Origin of the sequence: Streptomyces sp. NBC_00016, from assembly GCF_045040885.1 — a bacterium.
Taxonomy (GTDB): Bacteria; Actinomycetota; Actinomycetes; order Streptomycetales; family Streptomycetaceae; genus Streptomyces; species Streptomyces coriariae.
Genome location: NZ_CP108304.1, coordinates 9819328 through 9834307, shown reverse-complemented (window position 1 = coordinate 9834307; position 14980 = coordinate 9819328). Strand labels below are relative to the sequence as shown.

Below are 14980 nucleotides of genomic sequence, written 5' to 3'. Positions count from 1 at the left end.
AGGGCGGAAGCCCCGCCGACGGGACAAGGGGGGCGGCCGCCCCCGGTCGGGGAGGTGGGCCGACCGCCCCGCTGAGTGGAGTGGCGGAGTCGTACGGTCCTGGGGCCTCAGCCCCAGCAGTTGTCCAGGCCGAATGCGGTGTCCTTCGACGTGACCCCGGTCTGCGCCTTGTCGGTGATCAGCGTGACCCCGGTGTCGGTGTAGCCGGACGCCTTCTTGCCGTCCTTGGCGTATGTCACGACTGCCTTGACGCCCTCGGCGGCCATCTTCAGCGGGTACTGCTGCGAAGTCGCGGCGATCTTGCCGTCCTTGACGGCCTGCGTGCCGGTGCAGCCGCCGTCGACGGAGACGATCAGGACGTCCTTCTCCCGGCCCTTGGCCTTCAACGCGGTGTACGCGCCAAGGGCCGCCGGTTCGTTGATGGTGTAGACGACGTTGATGTCGGGTGACTTCTGGAGGCAGTTCTCCATCGCGGTCTGGCCCTTGGCCTGGTCGCCACCGGTGTCCTGGGCGCACACGACGTCCTTGTCGGTGGCGCCGAAGCCCTTGAGGAAACCGTTGTGTCGCTGGACGCCGACGGACACGCCCGGCGCCAGGTCGAGGGCGGCTATCTTCGCCGTCTTGCCCTTCATGGCGGCCTTGGCGTACTCGCCGACCAGCTCACCGGCCTTGAGGTTGTCGGTGGCGAAGAGAGCGTCGACCGCGCTCTCCGGCTCGGTCGGCGTGTCCAGTGCGATGACCAGAACACCCTTGGCACGGGCCTTCTGGATCGCGGGCACGATCGCCTTGGAGTCGCTCGGGGTGATCAGGATGCCCTTCACCCCCGCGGCCACCATGTTCTCGATGGCGGTGACCTGCCCGGCGTTGTCCCCGTCGAACTTGCCCGCTGCGGTGGACAGTTGGGCACCGTTCTCCTTGGCGGCCTTCTCCGCGCCCTCCTTCATCTTCACGAAGAACGGGTTGGTGTCGGTCTTGGTGATCAGACCGACTTTCACCTCGCCCGAGCCGGAGCTCGTGGAGCCCGATCCGGAGCCGGACCCGCAGGCCGTCAGGGTGAGTGCCGCGACGCCCGTGACCGCTGCGGCTCTGAGGAGGGAGGAGGACAGGCGAGTGGTGCGAGACATGATCGACTCCTGTGAGATAGCGAGCGGCACGAATTGGGGATCAGAGCACGCCGCCCGGGGTGTCATCGTTGACTTATGTCATCGTTGACACTGCCTGGCGAGGATGATGGACTCCGTCTCCCGGAAACGTCAATGCCCCGCGCTCGTCACAAATCGGCAAACATCCGTGGCCGCCGCCCAGCGCGGCTGTCCGGCAGCCGCCTTCCCGCATGACCGGCACGCCCCGTACGACCGCCAGAGAAGAGCAGCCCATGAACCCGCGTCAGATCACCGTCCTGGGGGAATGCGTCGCGGACGCGTTCGCCGAACCCGCGAACACCTCGAACGAACTCGCCCTGCGTGTACTGCCGGGCGGCGGACCTGCGAACACGGCGGTGTCCCTGGCCCGTCTCGGTACCCCGGCCCGCTTCCTCGCGCGCCTGTCGGGCGACGTGTTCGGCCGCCTGTTCCGTGCCCATCTCCAGGCGTCGGGGGTGGACCTGTCGGACGCCGTGCAGGCCGCGGAGCCCAGCACCCTGGCCGTGGCGGAGCTGGATGCCCAGGGGCAGGCCGCGTTCTCCTTCCACGCCCAGAAGACGGCCGACTGGCAGTGGACGCCCGAGGAACTGGCGCGCGTCGACCTGTCCGAAACCGCCTGCCTGCACACCGGATCCCTGGCCCTGGTCCAGCAGCCCGGCGCGACGGTGGTCGAGGAATTCCTGGCGGCCGCGGCCCCTCGCGCGACGATCAGCATCGACCCCAACGTCCGGCCGCTGCTGGTCCATCCGGACGTCTACCGGGCCCGCCTGGCGCACTGGTGCAGCCTCGCCGACGTGCTGCGGCTGAGCGAGGACGACCTGGAACTCCTGCTGCCGGGCACCCCGCCCGAGCGGGCGTGCGACATCTGGCACGCGGCCGGGGCGCGGCTCGTTGTGATCACGCGCGGTGCCGACGGTGTCCTGGCCTCGCTCGACGGCGAACAGGTCCAGGTGCCCGCCGTCTCGACGAGCGTCGCCGACACGGTCGGGGCAGGCGACTCCTTCACCGCCGGCCTGCTGCACCACCTCGGCGCTCGTGGGCTCCTGGGGGGCCGGCTGACGGAACTCTGCTTGGACGATGTCGCGGAAGCCTGCCGCTTCGGCACCCGCGTAGCAGCCCTGACCTGCTCTGTCGTCGGCCCGAACCCGCCGTGGCAGAGCCAGCTGGCGCAGTTCGCCGCAGCCGACCGCGCCTGACGGGCCAGCATGCCGCTCGGCAGAACATCACGGCCTGACCGTTGACGTATCGGCCGGGTTGCCCCCATCATCGGGCCACTCGGTGTCATCGATGACACAAGTCAACGATGACACTCCTCGCCGGTGTCGTGGACGACGGGCCGGCAAGGCGTCACTTTTTCGGCCGGATCCGCGCCGGGCAGCAGGCTTCGCTGCGCGGCCGGCCGCAGCACAGGAGACATCATGAGCTCTGGACGCGTATCCCGGCATGCCCGCACACGGACGGCCGCGGCGGTGGCGACCGTCTGCGCCCTGTCCGCGGCCCCGCTCGCCCCCCAGGCCGTAGCCGCCGACACCCCGCCGTACTCCGAGACCTACCGGCCCCAGTTCCACTTCACGCCGGAGAAGAACTGGATGAACGACCCCAACGGCCTCGTGTACTACGAGGGCGAATACCACCTCTTCTACCAGTACAACCCCAACGGCAACTCCTGGGGCGACATGTCCTGGGGCCACGCCGTCAGCAAGGATCTCGTGCACTGGAAGCAGCTGCCGCTCGCCCTGTCGCACGACGACAAGGAGATGGTGTTCTCCGGCAGCGCGGTCGTCGACCGGGACAACACCACCGGCTTCGGCACGAAGAAGAACCCGCCCATGGTGGCGATCTACACCAGCCACAAGAAGGACACGGGCATCCAGGCGCAGTCGCTCGCCTACAGCACCGACCGCGGCCGCACCTGGACCAGGTATCAGGGCAATCCCGTCATCGACATCGGCTCCAAGGACTTCCGCGACCCCAAGGTCCAGTGGTACGCGCCGACGAAGAGCTGGCTGATGACGGTGTCGATGTCCGCCGAGCACAAGGTGCGGTTCTACTCGTCCAAGAACCTCAAGGACTGGACGCTGCAGAGCGAGTTCGGGCCGTCCGGGGCGACCGGAGGGGTGTGGGAGTGCCCCGACCTGTTCCCCCTGGCGGTCGACGGGAACAAGAAGAAGATCAAGTGGGTGCTGGTCGTCAACATCAACCCCGGTGGCATCGCGGGCGGTTCGGCCGCCCAGTACTTCGTCGGCGACTTCGACGGCACCAAGTTCACCGCCGAGGACAAGGGCACCTACACCCCGCCCACCGGCACGGTGGTGCAGGACTTCGAGGGCACCGACTTCGGCTCGTGGACGGCCACGGGCACCGCGTTCGGTACCGCGCCGGCCGCAGGGGCGGTGGACGGACAGGGGGCCGTCTCCGGCTACGACGGCAAGGGTCTCGCCAACAGCTTCCACTCGGGTGACGCCTCCACCGGCACCCTGACCTCGCCCTCCTTCACCGTCGACAGCAAGTACCTGAACTTCAAGGTAGGTGGTGGTCGGCACCCGCACGTCGACGGAACCGTCATGGAGCAGGGCCCGCCGCCCGCGGGCACGGTCATCGCCGACTTCGAGGGCGGCACCTACGGCGACTGGACGACGACCGGGGACGCCTTCGGCACCTCACCAGCCACCGGCACCCTCGGCAACCAGCAGGAAGTCTCCGGCTTCCTGGGCGACGGCCTGGTCAACAGCTACCTGGACGGCGACACCAGCACCGGCACCCTCACCTCGCCCGAGTTCACCCTCGACAAGAACTACGTCAACTTCCTTGTGGGCGGCGGCAACCACCCCACCGGTTCGGACAGCCCGACCGCGGTCGAACTGCTCGTCGACGGCAACGTGGTCCGCAGCGCCACCGGACAGGACGGCGAGGCGCTCAACTGGGCCTCCTGGGACGTCAAGGACCTCGCCGGCAAGAAGGCGCAGATCAAGATCGTCGACGACAGCAGCGGCGGCTGGGGCCACATAAACGTCGACCACATCATGCTCTCGGACACCCAGGCTCAGCCCGTCTCCCAGGAGACGGCCGTCAACCTGATCGTCGACGGCAAGGTCGTCCGCAGCGCCACCGGCTCCAACAGCGAGACCCTGGACTGGGCCTCCTTCGACATGCGCCCCTACGTCGGCAAGCAGGCGCAGATCCAGATCGTCGACATGAACACCTCCGGCTGGGGCCACCTCCTCGCCGACCGGTTCACCGCCGCCGAAACGGCCGCAAAGTCCGTCGTACAACGCGCCGACTGGGCCGACCACGGCAAGGACTACTACGCGGCGGTGTCCTGGGAGGACGCGCCGGGCGGCAAGCGGTACATGATCGGCTGGATGAACAACTGGGACTACAGCGGGGTCGTCCCCACGTCACCCTGGCGCGGCGCGCAGAGCATCCCCCGGGAGATGGCCCTGCGTACGGTCGACGGCAGTATCCGGCTGACCAGCGAGCCCGTGAACAGCGTGACGTCCCTGCGGCAGCCGAACGCGGTGTCGGCGTCCGGCGTCACCGTAAAGAACACCTCCGAGACACTGATCGGTCCCGCGGCCCAGGGCAAGGCGCTCGACATCGAGGCGACGTTCTCCCTCGAGGACGCCGACCGGTTCGGTCTGAAGGTACGCACGGGAGCCGCTGGTGAGGGGACCGTCATCGGCTACGACGCCACAACACAGGAGCTGTACGTCGACCGCACCCGCTCCGGCGCCGTCGACTTCAACAGCACCTTCCCCGGCATCCAGACCGCACCGCTGAAGGCCGAGAACGGCAAGGTGAAGCTGCGGATCCTCGTCGACTGGTCGTCCGTCGAGGTCTTCGGCGGCAGCGGCGAGGCCGCGATCACCGACCAGATCTTCCCCGACCCCGCCAGCCAGGGAGTGCAGGTCTTCGCCGAGAACGGCTCGGTGAAACTGGACAAGGCCGTTGTCTGGCACCTCGGCTCCGCCCACGAGTGACCCCTGAGACTGACGTCCGCCACTGACAAGGAGAACGAGACCGTGAAGAAGACCCTGCTCGCCGAGTTCACCGCCCGCGAGGGAGCCGAGGACGAGGTCGCCCGTCTGATCGGCGACTACGCCCTGAAGGTGCGCGAGGAGGAAGGCAACATCGCCTTCGACGTCTACACCAAGGCGGCCGACGGGCGCGCCTTCTGGATCTTCGAGGTGTACCGGGACGAGGACGCCTTCCAGGCGCACCTGAACGCCCCGTACGGCGGCCCGTTCAACGCCGTCCTCGTCCCGCTGATCGAAGAGGACGCCTCCGTGCTGACCTTCCTGAACCCGCTGGCCACGAATACGTAACGAGCCAGGTCGAACTGGGACAGATCGGCCGCACCTGGCTTCGGCGACGCGGCGGTGCGGCATCTCTCACATCATCCCGGAGCACGCCGACCATGCCCGCGAAGCGGCCGAGCCGGGCGTCGCCGTCCGTCCGTCAGTCCAGGTGCAGCAGGACGGTGGTGTCGGGGGGCAGCAGCCCGTTCCTGGTCAGTGCTCCTGAGGCCAGGAGGGGGCTGCCGGGTACGGGAGCGGGATCGGGTGGTCGGAGAGGTTGACCGCGCACAGCAGGCCGTTGCCGCGTTCGAAGAGGAGGGTGTCGGCCGGGCTGTCCCGCCAGCGGAACTCCTCGCTGCGCAGGTGGGGGTTGGTGCGGCGCAGGCGCAGGGCGGAGCGGTAGAGCTGGAGCATGGAGGCGCGGTCGGCCTGGTTGGCTTCGGCGGTGCGGGACTTCCGCGGGGGCGCCGACCTTCGCCAGATCGGTGATCGTACGGTCGATCACCTCACGCAACCTGTCCGCCTCCAGAGCGCACTTGAGGAAGTGTGGTTCCGACGCCCGACGCCGAGCGTTGCGCGCTGACCTGGACCCTCACCGTCAAACCCGGCGAGAGCACCGACCTGCGCCTGATCGTCGAGGTCTCCGAACCCGACGCGGTCGTCAAGGCCGCGGATTCCCGGCCCACTTGGCGGCGTCCGGATGTCACCGCCGACGACCGCCGACTGCCCGCCCTCGTCGCGCAGAGTCTGGACGACCTCCACTCGCTGCGCCTGGCCACGGCTGCGTCGCCCGGCGACACCTTCCTCGGCGCGGGCATCCCCTGGTTCTTCACGCTCTTCGGCCGCGACAGCCTGTGGGCCGCACGGATGCCGCCCCTGGGCACCGACCTCGCGCTGGGCACCCTGCGCACCCTGGCCGCCCAGCAGGGCACCCGCACCGACCCGGCCGCGGAGGAAGAGCCGGGCAAGATCCTCCACGAGGTGCGGCGCGACGTCTTCGACGACGGCATGGGCCTTCGTCTGCCTCCCGTCTACTACGGCACGGTCGACGCGACCCCCCTGTGGATCTGCCTGCTCCACGACGCATGGCGCTGGGGCCTGCCCGCCGACGACATCGAACCACTGCTGCCCGCGCTCGAGGCGGCCCTCGGCTGGATCGACGCCGCGGCCCGAGCCGGGGACGGCTTCCTCTCCTACATCGACCACAGCGGCACCGGTCTGACCAACCAGGGCTGGAAGGGCTCCGCGGACGCAGCCCGGTTCGCCGACGGCCGCCTCGCCCAAGCCCCCTGGCCCTCGCCGAAGTACAGGGCTACGCCTACGAAGCGGCCCTCGCCGGGGCCGCGCTCCTCGACGCCTTCGAACTGCCCGACGGCGAACGCCGGCGGACCTTCGCCGCCGACCTCGCCGACCGCTTCCGCGCCCGGTTCTGGGTCTCCGACCAGCACGGCCCCTATCCCGCCATGGCACTCGACGACTCCGGCCGCCCCGTCGACTCCGTCACGAGCAACATGGGCCACCTCCTGGCCACCGGCATACTCAACTCCGACGGCCGGGTCGAGTCGCTTTCAGCACCCGCCGGACTGACCGTCGAGGAACGTCCGGCGCCGCGGGGCTGAGGGACCGGGCAGTCCCTTCAGGGGGCAGTGACCGGACTCGTCAGGAGGCAGTGACCGGACTCGATGGGGCCCCACCACCGCCGCCCACCGATCAGCCGGCGCTCGATCTCGGTCCACCGCAACCGCCGCGAAAGACATGAGGCGGCGGCCCCCCGCGGACAGCTCAGCAGCGCATTGCCGAAATGGGACGGCCACCGTGGAGACCGGGGTCCCGCCGATATCCCTGCAGGATGGAACGCCCAGCGCGTGGGCACGTTGAGCCGGGCGCGGGCGCCTCTCGGTCTGCGCCGTCGAGGGCCTGACGCTGGAGTCGCCGGCGGAGGCCGGCTCCCTTGGGGTCAGCACACCAACGACCAATGCATGATGTGATGCGGCTCACATCTGCAGCCTGTCACGTCCGGTGCGGGCTGCTTGTCCCATGGGCGTCACCGGCACCGATGCCGGTGCCCGACCTTGGGAGATCCGATGAACAACGGCCACCACATCGTCGTCCTCGGCGCCGGCTACACGGGCTTGTTCAGCGCCGTCCGGCTGGCCCACCGCACCCGCCGGACCGACGTGAAGATCACCCTGGTCAACCCGTCGAGCCGGTTCGTCGAGCGGCTGCGGATGCACCAGATCGCCGCCGGTCAGGAGCTGGCCGACCATCAGATCCCCGACCTGCTCGCCGGGACCGGCGTCACGTTCGTCCAGGGCACCGCCACCGCCATCGAGCCCGAGGCCCGGCAGATCACCCTCGACGGCACCAAGACCCTCGGGTACGACACGCTCGTCTACGCGCTGGGAAGCTCGACCGAGACCGGCAAGGTCCCCGGTGCCGACGTCCACGCGTTCACCCTCGACAACCCGGAGACCGCCGGTCGGTTTGCCACGCGCCTCACCGAGGTCGCCGCGTCCGGCGGCACGGTCACGGTCTGCGGCGGGGGCCTGACCGGCATCGAGGCGGCCACCGAGATCGCCGATGGCCACCCTGGCCTGAACGTCACGCTGATCAGCCTGGACGAGCCCGGCGGCATGCTGGGTCCCAAGGCCCGCGCCTACCTCTACGGCGCGCTGGACCGCCTCGGCGTCACTCTTGAGACCGGCGCCCGCGTCACCAAGGTGCTGCCCGACGCCGTCGAACTGGCCGACGGCCGGCTCGTCCCCTCGGACGCCTGCCTGTGGACCACCGGCGTCAAGGTGTCGCCGCTCGCCGCCGACGCCGGGATCGCCACCGACGACCACGGCCTGATCCTGGTCGACGCCACCCTGCGTTCGGTTTCCCACCCGGAGATCCACGCCATCGGCGACGCCGCCGCCGTCCGTCTGGCCTGGGGACAGATCCACGGCTCCTGCCAGAGCGGCCTGCCCACCGCCCAGTACACCGCCGACGCCATCGCGCAGCTCGTGCGCGGCAAGGCCGTCAAGCCGTTCCGCTTCGGCTACTTCCACCAGCCGGTCAGCCTCGGCCGCCGTGACGCCGTCATCCAGTTCACCAAGGCCGACGAAACCCCCCGCCGCATGCACCTCACCGGCCGGAGCGCCGTCGCGTACAAGGAGATGGTCAGCGGCAGCCCGCTCACGACCTACCGGCTCAGCAAGCGCATGAACGTCACCACCATCGTCTCCAAAGGCGGCCGCGCCACCCGCAAGCCCGCGCGATGACGGGGGCACAGGCTCCCAGCGCCATGATCTCGGGCCTTGCCGCCCTGTTACGGCCCTGGCAGCATGAGCCGATGGTCGACGCCAGGGACGAGCAGGACCCGTACATCGAACACCGCAGGCTCCTGTTCGCCACCGCCTACCGCATGCTGGGCAGCGTCACCGACGCCGAGGACGTCCTCCAGGACACCTGGCTGAGCTGGAGCGCCGCGGACCACGACGCGATCCGCCACCCCAAGGCCTATCTGGTGCGCACGGTCACCAACCTCTCGTTGAACCGCCTCACCTCCGCACGGGCAACCCGCGAGACCTACGTCGGGCCGTGGCTCCCCGAGCCCCTGTTGACCTCCCCCGACATCGCCGCGGAGACCGAACTGGCCGACAGCGTCTCCACCGCGATGCTGGTCGTGCTGGAAACCCTCAGTCCCGTCGAACGCGCCGTCTTCCTGCTTCGCGAGGTCTTCGGCTACTCGCACGCCGAGATCGCCGAGACCCTCGAACGTCCCGAGCCGACAGTCCGCCAGATCGCCCACCGCGCACGCGAGCATGTCCAGGCCCGCCGCCCCCGCTTCGACGCCGACCAGACCCGGCGCCGGAAAATCACCGCCCGCTTCCTGGAGGCCTGCGCGGGCGGCGACCTGAACGCCGTCATGGAGCTGCTCGCCCCCGAGGTCACCGCTTGGTCCGACGGCGGCGGCAAGGTCACCGCCGCCCGCCGCCCCCTCCACGGCACCGACCACGTCGCGCGCTGGCTCGTGGGTTTCCTGGCCAAGCCCGCACTGGCCGCCCTGACGATGGAGCCAGCCGTCATCAACGGCGAGCTCGGTGTCCTGGCCACCCTCGACGGACACACGGTCGGCGCCTTCTCGTTCGACCTCGTCGACGGCCGCATCCTGTACCTGCGCTTCCAGGTCAACCCCGAGAAGCTCAGCGGCCTGACCCCCGACAACAGCTTGGCGCTGCCCTGAAGCATTCAGTCCCGAAACCATTCAGTCCCGAAGCATGACCGGCAGGCCCCTGGACCGGAACGAGCTATTCAGGGCGGGCGCAGCCCGTCGCTTGAGGATCCCCGGTGACCGGCACCTGCCCCCACCGATGCTGACCGCCCCGACCGTCAACCCCGCCCTGCCGCCCGACTGGGCCGCGGAGCCGAAGTCATCGACAGAGGTGGCCGTCCAGGAACTTCCGTACCTCGGCGACGGTCATGGGCCCCGTGCCGTGCGCCACCACCTCTCCCTCCTTCAGCAGGACGTAGGACGGGGCTCCGGTGATCCCGTATCGCTCGGTCGCGGCCGGACAACGCGTGATGTCGGCGCGGACGGCCGTCAGGCGGCCCGTGTAGTCGTCGGCGATGTCACCCACGACGAGGTCCATCACCCGGCAGGGCTCGATCGCCTTGGGCCATGTCCCGGTGAAGTACGCGAGGACCGGAACTCCGCTCATCCCGAGGATGAAATTGAACTCCGCGTCCTCACGGGGTCGGTGAACCCGCTTCGCCATGAAACTCCTGACCTCACGTTCCGTCATTCCATCCCCATCATCCCTCGCGAGAGATGCTCGATGAGCGCGTCGACGAGCGGGCCGGTGCGCATCGTCACAATGGCACCGAGAACGAGGCACGATTCCTGGACCGCTCGCGGGACGCGGTCGTGGACGGTCGAAGTACGCGTCAGCTGACCCGAAGACCGACCGCCAGCGTCAGTTCAAGGACCCGGTGTGGCGATGCGAGATCCGGAAACAGCTCCCGCAGCTGCGACATCCGGTACCGGACCGTCTGGGGATGAACGAACAACGCCGCCGCCACCTCGTCCCGCCTGCCCTGGTGCAGCAGCCACGCCCGCAACGTCTCCTCCAGCCGCCGTGCGGTCGCGGCAGGCAGGGTCCGCAGCGGTGCGAGGGCTCGGGCACGCAGGTCTGCGAACGCGTCCGCGTCGGCGCTCAGCACCAGCTCGGGCAGGTGGTCCTCGGTGTCGCGAATATCAGAGGAGAGGGAGCGCGCGCGTACGGCTCGTGCGTACGAGGCGGACGCACGAGTCCATGGCCGGGCCGGGCCGACCACGGCGGTGCGGTCGGTCAGCTGCCGCAAGAGATGTGATCGGTCGGCATCGGGGACGAGCAGCACACCGGTGGCGTCCGGCAGATCGTCGAGGACGAGGGTGCTCGGGTCGTCGAGCACGCGGTAGGCAGGCCGGGCCTGGGCGGCGGGCAGCAGGACCGCGGTCAGCGAAACGGGAGGCTGCCATCCGGCCCGTTGAACAGAGGCCAACAGCACGTCCGGGCTCGCACCGGCGAGGAGGTCGCGGGCCAGGTGCTCCAGGTGGCGCTCGTGGGCCCTGCCCCGGGCGCCCAGTTCGTCGGCGTGGCCCGCGGCGCTCGCGGCGGAGAGCTCGTCGATGTAGGCGAAGGTCAGCTCGGCGAACTTGGCGACCTCGGCGGCGGGCAGACCTGCGGGTACGGCACCCGCTGCCAGGCATCGCCAGGCCACGCGGGCGCCGACGCGGTAGGCACTGAGCAGGGCGTCCATCGAACGGCCGTCGCGCACCTCGCCGCGGCCCAGCTCGTAGGCCGCGTCACCGGCGTCGCCGCCTGTGGCGTTCCCGCTGGCGAGGTCCAGGTAGTGCCCCAGGGCGGTGCGGACGGCTCGGCGGATGGTGGCGCCCATGTGGCCCGAAAGGGCGTTGGCGTAGGGAGGGACCTCGTCGATGATCGCCTCGACGACCTCGTCGGCGGTGGTCTTCAGCGCGGCCCGAAGCACGGTGACCGTCGTCTCGTCCAGGGCCAGTTCGCTGGCCCTCCGGATTGCATGGCTCACGTTTCTATTCCCTGCGAACAATTCAGCCGACCAGATTCACGTCCTGCGGTCAGGACTTTACGCCTTGAGGCACAGCAAGCTGGAGTCATGACGAGTACAGCCCTCCGCAGCAGGGCGTGGAAACTGCTGGAGATGGTCACGACGCCGCTGCTGCCGTCGGACTACCTCGACCTGGTCAGCCCGCTGCGTGCGGGCGCTGACCTGCGTGGGCGCATCGAGGCCGTGCACCCCGAGACGGGTGACGCCGCGACTGTCGTGATCAGGCCGGGACGGGGCTGGCGCGGCCACACGGCCGGTCAGTACGTGCGGATCGGGGTCGACGTCGACGGGGTGCGCCTGTGGCGTGCCTACTCCCTCACCTCGCCGACGAACCGCCAGGACGGCCGCGTCACGATCACCGTGAAGGCGATCCCGGACGGCAAGGTCAGCAACCACCTGGTCCGCAGGGCGAAACCGGGCACGCTGATCCAGCTCGACCAGCCGACCGGTGACTTCGTGCTGCCGCAGGCCAAGCCCGCCAAGGTGCTCTACCTGACGGCCGGCAGCGGCATCACGCCCGTGATGGGCATGCTGCGCGACACCGAGTTCGACGACGTCGTCATGATCCACTGCGCGCCACAGCCGCAGGACGTGATCTTCCGCAACGAACTGCACGACCTGGTCGCGGACAAGAAGCTGCGGCTCACCGAGGTGCACACCGACACGGACGGCATGCTCGACATCGCCCGTCTCGACGAACTCGTGCCCGACTGGGCCGAGCGCGAGACCTGGGCCTGCGGGCCCGCGGGCCTGCTCGACGCCGCCGAAGAGCACTGGACCGCGCACGGCGTACAAGAGCGCCTACACACCGAACGCTTCCGCCCCAGCATCGTCGTCGCCGGCGACGGCGGCGAGGTCACGTTCAGCGCCACCGGCAAGACCGTCGACGCGGACGGCGCCACGCCGTTGCTGGACGTCGGCGAGGAGGCCGGCGTGCTCATGCCCTCCGGGTGCCGCATGGGCATCTGTTTCGGCTGCATCACGCCGCTCAAGGCCGGCGCCGTCCGAGACCTGCGCACCGGCGAGATCACCGAGGCCGAGCCGGGCGTCCTCATCCAGACCTGTGTGTCCGCCGCCGCGGGCCCCTGCGACATCGAACGGTAGGAGCACCTTGACCGCCATCGACCCCACCGCCCACCTGACCGCGGAGCAGATCGAGGAGCTCGGCCGCGAGCTGGACGCGATCCGCGACGAGGTGATCGCCGGCCGCGGCGAGAAGGACGCCGCCTACATCCGTAAGGTCATCTCGGCGCAGCGCAAGCTCGAGCTGGTCAGCAGGGGCGTGCTGCTGTTCTCGTTCTTCCCGCCCGCGTGGCTGATCGGCACCGCCGGTCTGTCCGTGGCGAAGATCATGGACAACATGGAGATCGGCCACAACATCCTGCACGGCCAGTGGGACTGGATGCGGGACCCGAAGATCCACTCCACCACCTGGGAGTGGGATCACGTCTCGCCGTCCGAGCAGTGGAAGCACTCGCACAACGAGCTGCACCACACGTACACCAACGTGATCGGCAAGGACAACGACCTCGGCTACGGCATCATGCGCGTCGACGAGGACCAGAGGTGGCACCCGTTCCACCTCGGCCAGCCGCTGTGGAACTTCATCAACGCCTGCTTCTTCGAGTACGGCATCGCAGCGTACGACCTGGAGCTCGGCAAGAACCTGCACAAGCGCCGCCGCAAGAACCCGGAGTTCCGCGCGCGGGCCAAGGCCGTGGGCCGCAAGATCCGCAAGCAGGTACTCAAGGACTACGTGATCCACCCGCTGCTCTCGGGCCCGTCGTTCCTCACCACGCTCGCCGCCACGTTCACCGCGAACCTGGTCCGCAACATCTGGACCCACTCGGTGATCATGTGCGGGCACTTCCCCGAGGGCGTGCAGGTCTTCGAGCGCCGGTCGATCAAGGGCGAGACGCGCGGCCAGTGGTACCTGCGCCAGATGATGGGCTCGGCGAACATCAGCGGCAGCAGGGCCATGCACTTCATGACCGGCAACCTGTCGCACCAGATCGAGCACCACCTGTTCCCGGACCTGCCGAGCAACCGGTACGCCGAGGTCGCGGTGAAGGTGCGCGCACTGTTCGAGAAGTACGAGCTGGAGTACGTCACCGGGCCGCTGCCCAAGCAGGTGTTCTCCGCGTGGCACAAGGTCTTCCGGCTCTCGCTGCCGAACAAGAAGCCCAAGGTCAAGACGCCGGACCGCGAGCAGGAGCTCGTCGCGGCCTGATTCCCGGTATTGGTTCAGATCTTTCGGCCGTACCGGCGGCACCGCCGGTTTCGGTGAGATCCGTTGCGGACGATGGGCGGCCGCGACATCAGACCGTACGACATGGGATCCGGGCAGCCCGGTGTCCGGCTGCGCTGCCCGGACGTGCGCCAGGAGCTCGGCACACAGCCCCCGGCGAGGTGTTGCAGTGCGCTGACCTGCCGTGGTCGGGCCGGTAGTCGGGTGCGTGCGCGCACTCGGATTGCCGATCACCCGCTGCCAGGAGGCGCCACCGAGCGCGACGCCGGGGGCGCACGTCAGCAGTACCGGGAGGCCACGGTCCGGGCTCGGCTGTCGGCCGCTGTTGGTTGATCGGAGGACCGGTCTCGCTCGCCCGTATTCGTTGTCGGTCGAGTCACCCATACCTGCACACTGCACCCGTCACGGTAGGGCGCCGTCTCGGGGTCCTGGCAGCGTGAACTGGTGATCCGGGGTTCAGGATCCGGTGCGATAGCGGGTGAGCATGAGGGCGACGGCTTCGTCCACGATCGTGGTGTCGGTGGGGTCGGGCGGGACGAAGTCGGTGCGTACGAGTTGAGGCCACAGGAGCTGGCCGCAGATCATGCCGAGGAACTGTTCGGCCACTGCGGATGCCGGCTGTGTCTGTCCGTCGGCCGAACGGAAGTCGAGTGTGCCGGCCTGCGCTTCGGCGTCCAGGTAGTCGCGGAGCCGGTCGAAGAAGGGGCCGCGGTCGATGGCGAAGCCGGTGCCGACGATGTCGGCGAGTTCCGGCATCTGGGGAAGTTCGGTGATGATGAGGCGGCACAGCGCCGCAGTGCCGGGCCGCGAGACCAGGCAGGCGTAGTCGCGGCCGATGTGGTCCAGCCCGTAGCGGGGATCGCCGGGCGGGGGCGGTTCGGCGTACTGCACGTCCAGCTGCCACTGTTCGGAGGTGACGGCCGCGAACAGCGCAGCCTTGGAGGGGTACCGCTTGAAGAGGGTGCCGGTGGAGACGCGGGCCTCCCTGGCGATCTGGGCCAGGGAGGTCTTGTCGTATCCCCGGGCGAGGAAGAGGTCGCGGGCGGCGCGGATGATGCGCGCGCGGTTCTCCGCTTTGATCTGCGCGTGATACCCGGCCTGGCACGTATCGCCACCGGTTTCTGCTCGGTCACGGTCCGCCACCGACATGTCCACGCCCCTCGCCCGTCTCCCAGCCGCAT

13 protein-coding genes are annotated in these 14980 nt (G+C 69.3%); 8 read left to right on the top strand and 5 right to left on the bottom strand.

Annotated features, from left to right (window positions below; translation table 11 throughout):
* Positions 1-107: 107 nt before the first annotated feature.
* A complete protein-coding gene (locus tag OG933_RS43305) occupies positions 108-1124 on the bottom strand; it encodes a sugar ABC transporter substrate-binding protein (protein ID WP_362525726.1) in 1017 nt (338 codons plus the stop codon).
* A gap of 251 nt (positions 1125-1375) precedes the next feature.
* Here OG933_RS43305 and OG933_RS43300 point away from each other — a divergent pair, with 251 nt between their 5' ends.
* From OG933_RS43300 to OG933_RS43290, 3 genes are all read left to right on the top strand, one after another.
* Positions 1376-2338 carry a carbohydrate kinase gene (locus OG933_RS43300; protein ID WP_405632918.1) on the top strand — a complete coding sequence of 321 codons (963 nt, stop codon included), beginning with the start codon at positions 1376-1378 and terminating at the stop codon, positions 2336-2338.
* Between the two features lie 222 nt (positions 2339-2560).
* The gene (locus OG933_RS43295) at positions 2561-5122 is read left to right on the top strand and encodes a GH32 C-terminal domain-containing protein (protein WP_405632916.1); all 2562 of its coding nucleotides are present in this window, start codon (positions 2561-2563) and stop codon (positions 5120-5122) included.
* Positions 5123-5164: 42 nt separating this feature from the next.
* Positions 5165-5467 carry an antibiotic biosynthesis monooxygenase family protein gene (locus OG933_RS43290; RefSeq protein WP_362525732.1) on the top strand — a complete coding sequence of 101 codons (303 nt, stop codon included), beginning with the start codon at positions 5165-5167 and terminating at the stop codon, positions 5465-5467.
* A 186-nt stretch (positions 5468-5653) separates the two neighbouring features.
* On the opposite strand, the gene OG933_RS43285 is transcribed toward OG933_RS43290, so the two are convergent.
* Entirely contained in the window at positions 5654-5854 is a 201-nt protein-coding gene (locus OG933_RS43285; RefSeq protein ID WP_405632913.1) for a DUF3459 domain-containing protein, read from the bottom strand.
* Positions 5855-5986: 132 nt separating this feature from the next.
* Between OG933_RS43285 and OG933_RS43280 the strand changes: the two genes are divergently transcribed.
* From OG933_RS43280 to OG933_RS43270, 3 genes are all read left to right on the top strand, one after another.
* Positions 5987-7027, top strand: coding sequence for a hypothetical protein (locus OG933_RS43280; RefSeq protein ID WP_362525736.1), 1041 nt, complete (start codon positions 5987-5989; stop codon positions 7025-7027).
* 497 nt (positions 7028-7524) lie between these two features.
* Complete coding sequence (locus OG933_RS43275; protein ID WP_405632910.1) at positions 7525-8703, top strand: NAD(P)/FAD-dependent oxidoreductase; 1179 nt, start codon at positions 7525-7527, stop codon at positions 8701-8703.
* Positions 8704-8774: 71 nt separating this feature from the next.
* The gene (locus OG933_RS43270) at positions 8775-9668 is read left to right on the top strand and encodes an RNA polymerase sigma-70 factor (protein WP_405632907.1); all 894 of its coding nucleotides are present in this window, start codon (positions 8775-8777) and stop codon (positions 9666-9668) included.
* A 187-nt stretch (positions 9669-9855) separates the two neighbouring features.
* Here the strand turns inward: OG933_RS43270 and OG933_RS43265 are convergent, their stop codons facing one another.
* Positions 9856-10200, bottom strand: a complete 345-nt coding sequence (locus OG933_RS43265; protein ID WP_362525743.1) for a thioredoxin domain-containing protein — start codon at positions 10198-10200, stop codon at positions 9856-9858.
* 169 nt (positions 10201-10369) lie between these two features.
* Positions 10370-11512, bottom strand: a complete 1143-nt coding sequence (locus tag OG933_RS43260) for a helix-turn-helix domain-containing protein (RefSeq protein ID WP_362525745.1) — start codon at positions 11510-11512, stop codon at positions 10370-10372.
* Positions 11513-11599: 87 nt separating this feature from the next.
* On the opposite strand from OG933_RS43260, the gene OG933_RS43255 reads away from it, so the two are divergent.
* Positions 11600-12655: a ferredoxin reductase gene (locus OG933_RS43255; protein WP_405632905.1), complete on the top strand. Its 1056-nt coding sequence runs from the start codon at positions 11600-11602 to the stop codon at positions 12653-12655.
* Between the two features lie 7 nt (positions 12656-12662).
* Entirely contained in the window at positions 12663-13781 is a 1119-nt protein-coding gene (locus tag OG933_RS43250) for an acyl-CoA desaturase (RefSeq protein ID WP_362525750.1), read from the top strand.
* Positions 13782-14255: 474 nt separating this feature from the next.
* Here OG933_RS43250 and OG933_RS43245 read toward each other — a convergent pair whose 3' ends face one another.
* Positions 14256-14948, bottom strand: coding sequence for a TetR/AcrR family transcriptional regulator (locus tag OG933_RS43245; protein WP_358342372.1), 693 nt, complete (start codon positions 14946-14948; stop codon positions 14256-14258).
* Positions 14949-14980: the final 32 nt, after the last annotated feature.

What these genes read in the sequence shown, in the direction of transcription:
- OG933_RS43275 (WP_405632910.1), top strand. Translation starts at nt 7,525, where the DNA reads ATGAACAACGGCCACCACATCGTCGTCCTCGGCGCCGGCTACACGGGC.
- OG933_RS43255 (WP_405632905.1), top strand. Translation starts at nt 11,600, where the DNA reads ATGACGAGTACAGCCCTCCGCAGCAGGGCGTGGAAACTGCTGGAGATG.
- OG933_RS43285 (WP_405632913.1), bottom strand. Translation starts at nt 5,854, where the DNA reads ATGCTCCAGCTCTACCGCTCCGCCCTGCGCCTGCGCCGCACCAACCCC.
- OG933_RS43305 (WP_362525726.1), bottom strand. Translation starts at nt 1,124, where the DNA reads ATGTCTCGCACCACTCGCCTGTCCTCCTCCCTCCTCAGAGCCGCAGCG.
- OG933_RS43295 (WP_405632916.1), top strand. Translation starts at nt 2,561, where the DNA reads ATGAGCTCTGGACGCGTATCCCGGCATGCCCGCACACGGACGGCCGCG.
- OG933_RS43270 (WP_405632907.1), top strand. Translation starts at nt 8,775, where the DNA reads ATGGTCGACGCCAGGGACGAGCAGGACCCGTACATCGAACACCGCAGG.
- OG933_RS43265 (WP_362525743.1), bottom strand. Translation starts at nt 10,200, where the DNA reads ATGGCGAAGCGGGTTCACCGACCCCGTGAGGACGCGGAGTTCAATTTC.
- OG933_RS43245 (WP_358342372.1), bottom strand. Translation starts at nt 14,948, where the DNA reads ATGTCGGTGGCGGACCGTGACCGAGCAGAAACCGGTGGCGATACGTGC.
- OG933_RS43300 (WP_405632918.1), top strand. Translation starts at nt 1,376, where the DNA reads ATGAACCCGCGTCAGATCACCGTCCTGGGGGAATGCGTCGCGGACGCG.